Genomic DNA, 11107 nt, shown 5'->3' on the forward strand with positions numbered 1-11107 from the left:
CGTTGCCGGCTCCTGCCAGGCGGAGAGCGCGGCGGCGGGCAGCAAGGCGCGCGAGAGCAGCGCCCCGCGCCCGCCTGGCATTGCCCCCGGCAGTGCCTCAACCTCCTCCACCCGCGCCCCGATATCGGCCAGCAGCCGGGCGATGCCGCCCTGGGCGTGCGAATCTTCCACCCCCTCCCAGGCAGCGGGTGCCAGATGCGGATCGAACCCCGGCAGGATCAACCGCCCCTGCGGCAGCTTCGCCACCATCTCGGCCATGCGGGCGATGGCGGGCGTGCCTTCCGCCGCGACCATCCAGACCGGCCCGGCCGGCGGGTTTTCGCCCCAGGCCTTCGCCTGCGCCTCGATCAGCAACGCCAGACGCTTCGCCGGGTTCATCACCCCCTCGGCCTCCAGAATGGCCGGCCAGGCATGGGTGACGATGGTGAGGAATTCCAGCGTCTTCTGCCAATGTTCCGCGAATTCCGCCGGGGCCAGCCCGGGCAGGGCGGCGGCGAGATCCACCCCGGCATGGTCGGCCTCATCCAGCAGCGTCGCGAATTCCGCCGCCAGCGCCCAGGCGGCGGGGAGTTTCTGCGGCGCCCCGCTCTCCTGCGGCTTCTGCAGAATCAGCCGCGCCAGCAGCGCCTGCCGCCGCGCGGGGGCGATGGCGGGGGGCAGCGAAAACCCAGCCGAAAGCAGCAGCCCCGCCTCATCGATATTGCCCAGCGCGACGATGCGCGGCAGCAGCAGCGCCTTGCCCGCATTGGCCTCCAGAAACGCCGCCCCCAGCGCCTGCGCCGCGCGCCGGCTGGGCAGGATGATCAGCCCCTCATGCGCGCCGCCTTCCGCCAGCCAGAGCCGGGCCAGAGACGGCAGAAACGCGGCCTCCGGCGCAAAGGCGCCGATCCGCAAGCTCACGTGGAATTACCCACTTCCCGCGCCGCCAGCAGCTCCTCGGCGCGGAGTATATCTTCCGGCGTGGTCATATGCAGCCAGACCCCGTCATGCACGATGGCATTCAGCCGCCCCGCCGCCAGCGCCTCGTCCCAGAGCCGGTTCATCGAAAACCGCTCGACCTTGTCGCTGTGCAGCAGCGCCGTGGTGGCGATCTGGATGCCGGAATAGAGATAAGGTGCCACCTCCCGCTCCTCGCGCCGGCGCAGCCCGGCCTCACGGTCCCAGACGAAATCGCCAAAGCGGGTCTCGGCGATGGTCCCGGCCGAGCGGGCCAGCAACAGCATCGCATCCTCCCGCCTGGGATCGAACGCGGCGGCCAGACGCGGCAGCGCCGCCGAAGGGCCGTCCACCCAATAGGAATCGCCATTGAGAATATAGAAGGGCGCATCCGGCAGCAGCGCTTCGGCGGCCATCGCCGCCAGCGCCCCGCCGGTCTCCAGCAGGCTCTCCTCGCGCCGCACGATCACCCCCTCATAGCGATCGAAAAACGCCTCGATCTGCTCGGCCAGATGAAACGCGTTCACGATCACCTTGCGCACCCCGGCATCGCGCAGCCGGGCCATGGTGTGGGCAAGGATCGGCTGCCCGGCGAGGTTCAGCAGCGGCTTCGGGATGGAATCGCTGAGCGGGCGCATCCGCTCGCCCAGCCCCGCACATAAAATCACGGCCGTATCAGGTCGCATCGAAACCTCTCACATCCCCTGCAATCTCAACCATCCGCCCGTCGCCATCCAGCGAAAACCGCAGGTGCCAGGCGCCGGGCGGGGTCAGCTCACCCAGCCGCTCCGGCCATTCCACCAGAGCGATGCCCTCCAGCGCCTCGTCCCAGCCCAGCTCCTCAAGCCCCCCCGGACCATCCAGCCGCCAGAGATCATAATGCCAGATCTGGGTGCCGTCCGGGGCGTCGTATGTTTGCACCAGCGTGAAGGTTGGGCTGGGCACGGTCAGCCGCGCATCCCCCAGCCGGGCGCGGATGAAGGCGCGCGCGAAGCTGGATTTGCCCGCCCCCAGCGGGCCTTCCAGCAGCAGCACGTCCCCGGCGCGCGCGACCGCGGCCAGCTTCTCCCCCAGGCTCTGCGTCTCCGACTCGTCCTTCAGCTTCAGGCGCATAAGAGACCGTTTCAAAAGTCACTCTGGTGAGTCGTCAAGTGGTGGGTTTCGAGCACCGGCGCGCAGCGTACATTAAGTACGTGAGCACCGGCGCGCAGAAACACGCCGCTTGCCGGCCGCCAGAGTGGCTTTGGAAATGGTCTCTGCATTGTTTTGCCGGGACCGGCTTGATTGGAAAAGGGGGCCGGGGCAAAGCAGAGCGCATGGAACGGATTTCTGCCGATGTGGCGATCATAGGCGCTGGCCCGGCCGGCATGTTCGCGGTGTTCGAATGCGGGATGTTGAAAATGTCCTGCGTGCTGATCGACGCGCTGGACGAGCTGGGCGGCCAATGCGTCGCCCTCTACCCGGAAAAGCCGATCTACGACATTCCCGCCCATCCCGGCATCGAGGGCGGCGCGCTGATCGCCAAGCTGGAAGAGCAGATCGCGCCATTCAACTGCGCGAAGCTGCTGGGAAGGCAGGTGACCGGCCTCTCCGGGGCGGCGGGGGATTTCACCCTGGCCACCAGCGCCGGCGATGAGGTGAAGGCCAAAGCCGTGATCCTGGCCGCCGGCGCCGGCGCCTTCGGCCCCAACCGCCCGCCGCTGGACGGGCTGGAGGCGTATGAGGCCAGCGGGGCCGTGCGCTATTATGTGAAGAAGCGCGAGGATTTGCGCGGCAAGCGCGTGGTCATCGCCGGCGGCGGCGACTCGGCGGTGGATTGGGCGCTGGCCCTGCAAGGCATCGCCGCCAGCATCGCCGTGGTGCATCGCCGCCCGAAATTCCGCGCCGCCCCGGAGAGCACCGCCCAGCTCGATGCGCTGGCCACTGAAGGCAAGGTCGAGATGGTGATCCCCTACCAGCTCCACGCGTTGCACGGCGCGGGCGGCGCGCTGGAGGCGGTGGAAGTCGCCGACCTGGACGGCGCCACCAAGCATCTGCCCGCCGACGTGCTGCTGCCCTTCTTCGGGCTGGCGATGGAGCTGGGGCCGATCAATGACTGGGGCCTGGGTCTGGAAAAAAGCCATGTCGCGGTGACGCCCTACAACATGCAAACCTCCCTGCCCGGCGTGTTCGCGGTGGGCGATATCTGCACCTATCCCGGCAAGCTGAAGCTGATCCTGCAAGGCTTCGCCGAAGGGGCAATGGCGGCGCATGCGATCTACCCGATCGTGAACCCAGACACGGCTTTGCATTTCGAATACTCCACCACCAAAGGCGTGCCGGGTTGATCGCAGCCGGGCGCAGCCTGCTGCATGCGCGCCCGCTCCTGGTTTGCTGTCTATTGGCCCTGGCCCTGCGCTTGCCTCTGGCGATCTGGGGCCAGAATTTCATCTCGCCCGATGAAATCGCGCAATATCTCGGCGAGGCGCATCGGCTGGTCTATGGCCAGGGGCCGGTACCCTGGGAATATCAGGTCGGCTTGCGCTCCTGGCTGCTGCCGGGCCTGCTCGCCGGGCCGATGGAAATGGCGAAGCTGGCCGGGCTTTCGCCTTATGCGGGCGTAGTGCTGGTGCGCGTGCTGCTCTGCTTCGCCTCGCTCAGCCTGGTCTGGAGCGGCTTCGTCTGGGGGCGGATGGCGCAGGGCTTACGCGGCGGGTTGATCGCCGGGGGGCTGGCCGCCCTCTGGCCGGATCTCTGGCTGATGGCCCCGCACCCGCTGGAAGAGGTGCTGGCCGCCTATTGCCTGGTCCCCGCCGCCTGCCTCGCCTGCCTGCCCCGCACCACGTCTCATCTGCTCATCGCGGGTTTTTTGCTCGGGCTGAGCTTCGCCTTGCGCGAACCGCTCGCCCCGGCCATCGCCATCATCGGCATCGCGCTATGCGGCCAAAGCTTGAACGGTTGGGTACTTGGGCTGGGGGCGGCTTCGCTTCCCGTGTTTCTGGTCGGCGGGCTGGACTGGCTGAGCTGGGGCCAGCCTTTCCGCTCCTTCTGGCTCAATATCGCGCTCAACCTCGCCCTGGGGCGCAGCGCCAGTGGCTTATTCACCCCATCGCCACCGCTGCTCTACATTGCCGGGCTGGGGCTGGACTGGCTGTGGGCGCTGCCGCTGCTGCTCTGGCTGGCCTGGCGCGGGGCCCGGCTCGCCCCCGCCGCGGGCCTGGCGGCGGTGGCACTGATCCTGGAACATAGCCTGATCTCCCATAAGGAGTTCCGCTACATCTTCCCGGCCATCGCCCTGCTGGTGCCGCTGGCTGGCATCGGCCTGGCGGGGCTGCGGCGCGGATATATTTCCCTGTTCATCGCCACCCTGCTTCTAAGCGGCCCGCTGCTCAGCCCCTTCTTCGGCCAATCCCTCAGTGCCGAACGCCACGCCTTCGCGCTTTATGAGGCCCTCGCCGCACGCCATCCCCGGCTGATCGCGGTGGAATATGCCGACACGCATTTCATGCCGCTGGCGCCGCTCTTCGCCGCCACCGCCTTCACCGACGCGCAAGGCGCGGCGCAGGCCGATGCCATCGTCACCGCCGCAAGCTCAACCCGTGTACCCTCCGGCTTCACCCGCTTGCTTTGCGTCACGCGCGACCCTGGCGCTGCCGGACCAACCAATCCGCGTATCTGCGCCTGGACCCGCACCGAGACCACGCTGCCCGTCTCTGGCGATGTACCACCCTTGCAGCTCGCTTTCCCCGCCGCCGCCCAGCCCTTCCGGATCCGGCCGCCATGAGATCACGCCTCGCCGCCCATCCGCTCGGCTGCGTCCTGGCCCTGGCGCTGGCGCTGCGCTTGCCTCTGGCGATCTGGGGCCAGGATATCGTCGCCCCGGACGAGATCATCCAATATTTCGGCCAGGCGCATCGGCTGGTCTATGGGCACGGGCCGGTGCCTTGGGAATTCCAGGTGGGCATGCGCTCCTGGCTGCTTCCCGGCCTGCTGGCGGGGCCGATCTGGCTGGTGAAAGCCCTCGGCGGCGCCCCCATCACCGGGCTCATCCTCGACAAGATCCTGCTCTGCCTCGCCTCGCTCAGCCTGGTCGGCTGCGCCTATGGCTGGGGCCGGATGTTCCATGGCGCGCGCGGCGGCTGGATCGCCGGCGGCCTCGCCGCCCTCTGGCCGGATCTCTGGCTGATGGCGCCGCACCCGCTGGAGGAATCGCTGAGCGCCTACGCGCTGGTGCCGGCCTGTTATTTCGCCACCCGCGCCCGCCAGAGCGAGGCGCGCGCGCACAGTCTCGCCGCCGGCGCGCTGCTGGGCTTGAGCTTCGTGCTGCGCGAACAGCTCGCCCCGGCGATCGCGCTGATCGGGCTGATGCTGTGCGGGCGCAGCCCCCGGCGCTGGGCGTTGGCGCTCGCCGCCGCTGGCCTGCCGGTGCTTCTCGCCGGGGGGCTGGATTGGCTCACCTGGGGCCAGCCTTTCCGCTCCTTCTGGCTCAACATCTATCTCAACGCCGTGCTCGGCGTCGCTTCCGGGAGTTTCGGCGGCGAGCCGGTCAGCTTCTATGCGCTGCATCTGCTGGAGGATTGGCTCTGGGCCATCATCCCCATCGCCTGGCTGGCCCGGCGCGGGGCGCGCCGGCTGCCGATGCTGGCTCTGGCGGCGATGGTGATCCTGGTCGAACATAATCTGCTCGGCCATAAGGAATTGCGCTTCATCTTCCCGGCCATCGCGCTGATCGTGCCACTGGTGGGCGTCGGACTGGCGGAGCGGCCGCTGTCCCGGAAGCTGGTGCTGGCGCTGCTCTCCGGCCTGCTGCTCTCGCCGGTGACCGCCTACGCGCTGCTGGAAGATAGCAGCGCCACCAGCCTCTACAGCGCCCTCGCGGCGCGGCATCCCTGCCTGGTCGCGGTCGGCATCGTCAACAGCCATTTCGTGCCGATGACGCCGCTCTTCACCAGCACCGATTTCACAAGCATGCAGGAGGCGGCCCGCGCCGATGCGATCATAGCCCCTGAGGACACCCCCATCCCGCCCGGCTTCACCCGCGATCGCTGCGTTGTACGCGACCGTTTCTTTCCCGGCAAACACCCGCTGATGATCTGCGCCTGGACCCGCGGCCAAGGCTGGTGCGGCCAGGCCGGCCCGGCCCCGCCGCCGCCAGGCTTCGTCTATCCGCCCGCCGCGCGTGGGTTTATCATCACGGGGCGTTAACCAGGATCGCCCATAGCCCATATCCGAAATGCCATCGGCACGTATATGCCGCGCCGCAACACAAGGCTATAAGGCCGCCATCCAGAAAACAGGAGCCAAGACATGACCGCAACCGGTTCGACCACCCCGAAGACCAAAGTCACAGCTTTGCCGGGGGACGGCATCGGCCCCGAGGTCATGGACGCCACCATCCGCATCCTGGAGGCCGCCAACGCCCCGATCGAATGGGACTTCGCCGAGGCCGGCGCCAAGGCGTTCGAGCGCGGCGTGGTCACCGGCGTGCCGCGTGAAACGCTGGACTCCATCGGCGCCAACAAGCTGGCGCTGAAATCCCCGCTGGAAACCCCCATCGGCTATGGCGGCAAATCCGCCAACGTGACGATGCGCAAATATTTCGAGCTCTACGCCAATATCCGCCCGGTGCGCGAGCTGCCCGGCATCCAGACCCCGTTCTCCGGCCGCGGCATCGACATGGTGATCGTGCGTGAAAACGTCGAGGACGTTTACGCCGGCATCGAGCATATGCAGACCAGCACCGTCGCCCAGTGCCTGAAGCTGATGACCGCCGCCGGCTGCGAGCGCATCATCCGCGCCGCCTACGGCGTGGCGCTGTCCGAAGAGCGCAAGGAAGTCACCGTCGCCCACAAGGCCAACATCATGAAGCTCACCGAGGGCATGATGAAGCGCATGGGCGAGAAGGTGGCGCGCGAATATCCCGGCATCAAGGCCAGCCAGGTGATCATCGATAACTGCGCCCACCAGCTGGTCATCCGCCCGGAGACTTACGACGTCATCGTCACCTCCAACATGAATGGCGACATCATCTCGGACCTCGCGGCCGGTCTGGTCGGCGGTCTGGGCATCGCCCCTTCCTCCAATCTCGGCGACCAGGTGGCGATGTTCGAAGCCGTGCACGGCTCCGCCCCGGACATCGCCGGCAAGGACATGGCGAACCCGACCGCCCTGCTCTCCGCCTCTATCATGCTGCTGCGCCATATCGGCGCCTTCGATGTCGCCGAGAAAGTCGAGCAGGCCTTGTTCGTCACCCTGGCCGAGGGCCGCAACCTCACCGGGGACCTCGCCCCGCGCGGCCACGGCGTCGGCACCAAGGCCTATACGGATCAGGTCATCGCCAATCTCGGCCGCACCTCCGCGATGAAGTCCCGCACCTACAAGAAGCTGGAACTCACCGCCTGGCCGAAGCTGACCGCGCATATGGAGCCCTCCACCCGCGAGCTGGTCGGCATCGACGTGTTCCTGGAAACCGACCAGGACGCCGAGACGCTGGGCAAGACGCTGGAGCAGATTTCCGAATACAGCCCCTTCACCCTCACCGGCATTTCCAACCGTGGCGTCACCGTCTATCCGCCGACGGGCGGCCAGACCTTCCTGGTCGACCATTTCGCCGCCCGCTTCATGCTGAAGCACCCGATCTCGCTGGCCGGCAATACCGGCGAGGGCCAGCCGGAGATCTCCTATCTGGTGCAGCGCATCGGCGCGAAATTCTCCTGGATGCATATCGAGAAGCTGCAGCGTTTTGACGGCAAGGACGCGTTTGAGCGCCCGCAGGGCGAGGGCTAAAAGTTTTTTGGGTGCCGCCTTTTTTTCAAAAATGGCGGCAAAAACGTCTGGGGCGGTGGCAACGCCAGTGCCCTCCCCCGAACGCTGTGGGGACTTTTTGAAAAAAGTCCCCACAACCCCAAAAACTTTTGAAAATTTAAAAAAGAGATTCAAAAAAGGACCACCAAGACAAAAGGCCGGACGCCCCTCAGGGCGATCCGGCCTTTTGTCACTCAATCCGATTTTTTCAGATCAGCTGCGTCGTCAGCAGATCTTCCATATCGCTGGTATGGGCTTCCTCATCCGCCATGATCTCATTGAGGAGCGCCTGGGTCTTCGGATCATGCCCGGCGAAATGCCCGGACAGCTCCCGGTACAGCTCGATCACGCATTGCTCGGCGGCCAGATTCTCCGCGAACAGACGCGGCAGGCAGCCCTTGGCGGCTTCCGGCGCCATGTGGCGCGTCGCCAGCCCGGCGGCGTAGTAATCCGGCTTGCCGCCCAGCTCGGTGATCCTCGCCGCCAGCCGCGTCATATGGTCGCGCTCATCCGCCGCCTGGGCCGCGCATTCGGTGGCCACCCACTCATTCTCCAGCCCGTCGGCGGAAATCGCGATCAAGCTGTAGCGCAGCACGCAGGCGATCTCGGCCGACATCGCCGCCTGCAACAGCCCCACCGGCTCCGCCCCGCTGGCCATCATCGCCTGCGCGGTGGCGCGCAAACGCTGAACGTCGGCAAGAAAATGGTTATCTCCGGTCGCCTGCTCGTACATGCGCTACCCTTTTCGCACGATAATTGAGAATAATTCTCAATTCATACTTTATACGTAAACCCTGCCCTCCGCCCGATCAAGCAGGATCGATGCCCTGGCGCGCCGAATTCATGTCCGGCCTGTCTTCACGACATGATTTTTTACCCCGCGCCGCCGGCTCGGCCCTGTTTAACTGCCGCCCGGCTGCGCTAGAAGAGAGGCATGAACGACCACACCCCCAACAGCCTGCGCGCCTGGCCCGACGCACGCGGCCGCTTCGGCGAATTTGGCGGCCGCTATGTCGCCGAAACCCTGATGCCGCTGATCCTGGAACTGGAGAGCGCCTACCGCGCCTCAAAATCCGACCCGGAATTCCAGAAAGAGCTGGATTACTACCTGACGCATTATGTGGGGCGGCCGAGCCCGCTCTGGCATGCGCAGCGTTTGAGCGCGCATCTGGGCGGTGCGAAAATCTATTTCAAGCGCGAAGAGCTGAACCATACCGGCGCGCACAAGATCAATAATTGCGTCGGCCAGATTCTGCTGGCCAGGCGCATGGGCAAGACCCGCATCATCGCCGAAACCGGGGCCGGCCAGCACGGTGTCGCCACCGCCACGGTCTGCGCCCTGTTCGGCCTGCCCTGCACGGTTTACATGGGCGCCACCGACGTCGAGCGCCAGCAGCCCAACGTGTTCCGCATGAAGCTGCTGGGCGCCGAGGTGGTGCCGGTGAAATCCGGCGCCGGCACGCTGAAGGACGCGATGAACGATGCGCTGCGCGACTGGGTCGCGAATGTGCACGACACTTTCTACATCATCGGCACCGCCGCCGGCCCGCACCCCTACCCGGAGCTGGTGCGCGACTTCCAGACCATCATCGGCACCGAGGCCCGCGAGCAGCTGATGCAGGCCGAAGGCCGCCTGCCGGATATCGCCATCGCCTCGGTCGGCGGCGGCTCGAATGCCATCGGCCTGTTCCATACCTTCCTGGACGAGCCCAATGTGCGCCTCATCGGCGTCGAGGCCGCCGGCAAGGGCATGCATAGCCACGAGCACGCCGCCAGCCTGAATATGGGCCGCCCCGGCGTGCTGCACGGCAACCGCACCTATCTGCTGCAGGATGATGACGGGCAGATCCAGGAGGCCCACTCCATCTCCGCCGGGTTGGATTATCCGGGCATCGGCCCGGAACATAGCTGGCTGCACGACATCAAGCGCGTCGAATATGTCGGCATCACCGATAGCGAGGCGCTGGACGCCTTCCAGCTCTGCGCCCGCACCGAGGGCATCATCCCCGCCCTCGAATGCGCCCACGCTTTGGCCCATATCTCCAAGATCGCCCCGGAGATGGGCAAGGAGCAGATCATCCTGCTCAACCTTTCCGGCCGTGGGGATAAGGATATCTTCACCGTCGCCAAACATCTGGGAACAAGCCTATGAGCCGCATCGCCGGTGTATTCGCGGGTCTGCGCAAAGAAGGCCGCGGCGCCCTGATCCCCTTCGTCGAGGCGTTCGACCCTGACCGCGCGACCAGCCTGGCGCTGCTCCAGGGCATGGCCGCCAATGGCGCGGACATCATCGAGATCGGCATGCCCTTCACCGACCCGATGGCCGATGGCCCGACCATCCAGGCCGCCGGGCTGCGCGGGCTGAAGGCCGGGGCGACGCTGAGAGGCGTGCTGGGCCTGGTGCGCGAGTTCCGCGCCACCGATAGCTACACCCCGCTGGTGCTGATGGGCTATCTCAACCCCATCCTCTCCTACGGCGTGCCGCAATTCTGCGTCGATGCCGCGCAGGCCGGGGTGGACGGGCTGATCATCGTCGATCTGCCGCCCGAGGAAGCCGACCTGATCCTGGACGATGCCAAGGCCAACGCGCTGGATATCATCCGCCTGATCGCCCCCACCACCTCCGATGCGCGGCTGAAGCAGGTGCTCGAAGGCTCGTCGGGCTTTGTCTATTACGTCTCGATCACCGGCATCACCGGCACCCGCACCGCCTCGGCCGCGGATCTGGCGCGCGATATCCCCCGCCTGCGCGCCGCCACCGACCTGCCGATCGCGGTGGGCTTTGGCGTGCGCACGCCCGAGCAGGCCGCCACCGTGGTGGCGCATGCGGATGCCGCGATCGTCGCCTCGGCGCTGATCGACACGCTGTGCAAGGAGAGCAAGGAGGCCGTGCTGCGCGATGTGCGGGCCCTGGCCGACGGTGTTCGGGGCGTGCGCAAACAGGCGGCGTAGAGCGAGATGGGTTTACACCCGCTCGCTCTCTTTATGTTCTGACGCGCGATATGGGCTTAGACTGACGCGCCAGCGTCAAGATAAACACATGAAATTGCTTGTTAAAACATAACTTAGAGCCTCACGCAAAAAGCGTGAGGCTCTAAACATATATCGCTCTGTGTCAGGCTTTTGTCACCCGGAAAAGGGCTGAAGCCTTCCTCGCGCGCTTATTGCGCCGGCCCGGGATAAGGCGGCGGGGGCGGGTTGGGCGGCGGCTGGTTCAGGTCATAGGGCTGGCCGTTCGGGCCACCGCCCCCGCCATACATCACGCAGCCAGACAGCCCGGCCAGCACCAATAGTGGCAACAGCATTTTGCGCATGGTTCCTCTCCCAGAGCAGCACCCCGTTAGAGCAATATGTGTTTAGGTTGACGCGCCAGCGTCAAGATAAACAC

General features: G+C 66.4%; 10 protein-coding genes and 1 pseudogene. 6 read left to right on the forward strand and 5 right to left on the reverse strand.

All coding sequences use genetic code 11. The features are described 5' to 3' along the window. The 3 genes and pseudogenes from MXAZACID_RS06135 to tsaE all read right to left on the reverse strand — a co-directional run. Nucleotides 1-900: pseudogene (locus tag MXAZACID_RS06135) on the reverse strand (double-strand break repair protein AddB); the annotation flags it as partial. Continuing rightward, nucleotides 897-1622: a nucleotidyltransferase family protein gene (locus MXAZACID_RS06140; protein WP_039884763.1), complete on the reverse strand. Its 726-nt coding sequence runs from the start codon at nt 1620-1622 to the stop codon at nt 897-899. The gene MXAZACID_RS06140 and the pseudogene MXAZACID_RS06135, both read right to left, overlap by 4 nt. Continuing rightward, entirely contained in the window at nt 1612-2049 is a 438-nt protein-coding gene (tsaE, locus tag MXAZACID_RS06145) for a tRNA (adenosine(37)-N6)-threonylcarbamoyltransferase complex ATPase subunit type 1 TsaE (RefSeq protein WP_008493302.1), read from the reverse strand. Before tsaE ends, MXAZACID_RS06140 begins: the two co-directional genes overlap by 11 nt. Before the next feature lie 203 nt (nt 2050-2252). Here tsaE and MXAZACID_RS06150 point away from each other — a divergent pair, with 203 nt between their 5' ends. The 4 genes from MXAZACID_RS06150 (at nt 2253) to MXAZACID_RS06165 (ending at nt 7701) form a co-directional block, all read left to right on the forward strand. Further along, nucleotides 2253-3263 carry an NAD(P)/FAD-dependent oxidoreductase gene (locus tag MXAZACID_RS06150; protein WP_008493303.1) on the forward strand — a complete coding sequence of 337 codons (1011 nt, stop codon included), beginning with the start codon at nt 2253-2255 and terminating at the stop codon, nt 3261-3263. After that, nucleotides 3260-4699: a mannosyltransferase gene (locus tag MXAZACID_RS06155; protein WP_008493305.1), complete on the forward strand. Its 1440-nt coding sequence runs from the start codon at nt 3260-3262 to the stop codon at nt 4697-4699. The genes MXAZACID_RS06150 and MXAZACID_RS06155 overlap by 4 nt, the downstream gene beginning before the upstream one ends. After that, nucleotides 4696-6120, forward strand: a complete 1425-nt coding sequence (locus tag MXAZACID_RS06160) for a mannosyltransferase (protein WP_008493306.1) — start codon at nt 4696-4698, stop codon at nt 6118-6120. The genes MXAZACID_RS06155 and MXAZACID_RS06160 overlap by 4 nt, the downstream gene beginning before the upstream one ends. Before the next feature lie 102 nt (nt 6121-6222). Further along, nucleotides 6223-7701: an NADP-dependent isocitrate dehydrogenase gene (locus tag MXAZACID_RS06165; protein ID WP_008493307.1), complete on the forward strand. Its 1479-nt coding sequence runs from the start codon at nt 6223-6225 to the stop codon at nt 7699-7701. Nucleotides 7702-7927: 226 nt separating this feature from the next. Here MXAZACID_RS06165 and MXAZACID_RS06170 read toward each other — a convergent pair whose 3' ends face one another. Then, nucleotides 7928-8452, reverse strand: a complete 525-nt coding sequence (locus MXAZACID_RS06170; RefSeq protein ID WP_008493308.1) for a ferritin-like domain-containing protein — start codon at nt 8450-8452, stop codon at nt 7928-7930. A 201-nt stretch (nt 8453-8653) separates the two neighbouring features. Here MXAZACID_RS06170 and trpB point away from each other — a divergent pair, with 201 nt between their 5' ends. Then, nucleotides 8654-9871, forward strand: a complete 1218-nt coding sequence (gene trpB, locus MXAZACID_RS06175) for a tryptophan synthase subunit beta (protein WP_008493309.1) — start codon at nt 8654-8656, stop codon at nt 9869-9871. After that, on the forward strand, nt 9868-10671 hold the full coding sequence (gene trpA, locus MXAZACID_RS06180) for a tryptophan synthase subunit alpha (protein WP_008493310.1): 804 nt from the start codon (nt 9868-9870) through the stop codon (nt 10669-10671). The genes trpB and trpA overlap by 4 nt, the downstream gene beginning before the upstream one ends. A 209-nt stretch (nt 10672-10880) precedes the next feature. Here trpA and MXAZACID_RS19200 read toward each other — a convergent pair whose 3' ends face one another. Beyond that, on the reverse strand, nt 10881-11033 hold the full coding sequence (locus MXAZACID_RS19200) for a lipoprotein (protein ID WP_008493312.1): 153 nt from the start codon (nt 11031-11033) through the stop codon (nt 10881-10883). Between the last annotated feature and the right edge of the window lie 74 nt (nt 11034-11107).

The sequence above is a fragment of the Acidocella sp. MX-AZ02 genome (assembly GCF_000306035.1).
Lineage (GTDB): Bacteria > Pseudomonadota > Alphaproteobacteria > Acetobacterales > Acetobacteraceae > Acidocella > Acidocella facilis.

What these genes read in the sequence shown, in the direction of transcription:
- MXAZACID_RS06140 (WP_039884763.1), bottom strand. Translation starts at nt 1,622, where the DNA reads ATGCGACCTGATACGGCCGTGATTTTATGTGCGGGGCTGGGCGAGCGG.
- tsaE (WP_008493302.1), bottom strand. Translation starts at nt 2,049, where the DNA reads ATGCGCCTGAAGCTGAAGGACGAGTCGGAGACGCAGAGCCTGGGGGAG.
- MXAZACID_RS06150 (WP_008493303.1), top strand. Translation starts at nt 2,253, where the DNA reads ATGGAACGGATTTCTGCCGATGTGGCGATCATAGGCGCTGGCCCGGCC.
- MXAZACID_RS06160 (WP_008493306.1), top strand. Translation starts at nt 4,696, where the DNA reads ATGAGATCACGCCTCGCCGCCCATCCGCTCGGCTGCGTCCTGGCCCTG.
- MXAZACID_RS06165 (WP_008493307.1), top strand. Translation starts at nt 6,223, where the DNA reads ATGACCGCAACCGGTTCGACCACCCCGAAGACCAAAGTCACAGCTTTG.
- MXAZACID_RS06170 (WP_008493308.1), bottom strand. Translation starts at nt 8,452, where the DNA reads ATGTACGAGCAGGCGACCGGAGATAACCATTTTCTTGCCGACGTTCAG.
- trpB (WP_008493309.1), top strand. Translation starts at nt 8,654, where the DNA reads ATGAACGACCACACCCCCAACAGCCTGCGCGCCTGGCCCGACGCACGC.
- trpA (WP_008493310.1), top strand. Translation starts at nt 9,868, where the DNA reads ATGAGCCGCATCGCCGGTGTATTCGCGGGTCTGCGCAAAGAAGGCCGC.
- MXAZACID_RS19200 (WP_008493312.1), bottom strand. Translation starts at nt 11,033, where the DNA reads ATGCGCAAAATGCTGTTGCCACTATTGGTGCTGGCCGGGCTGTCTGGC.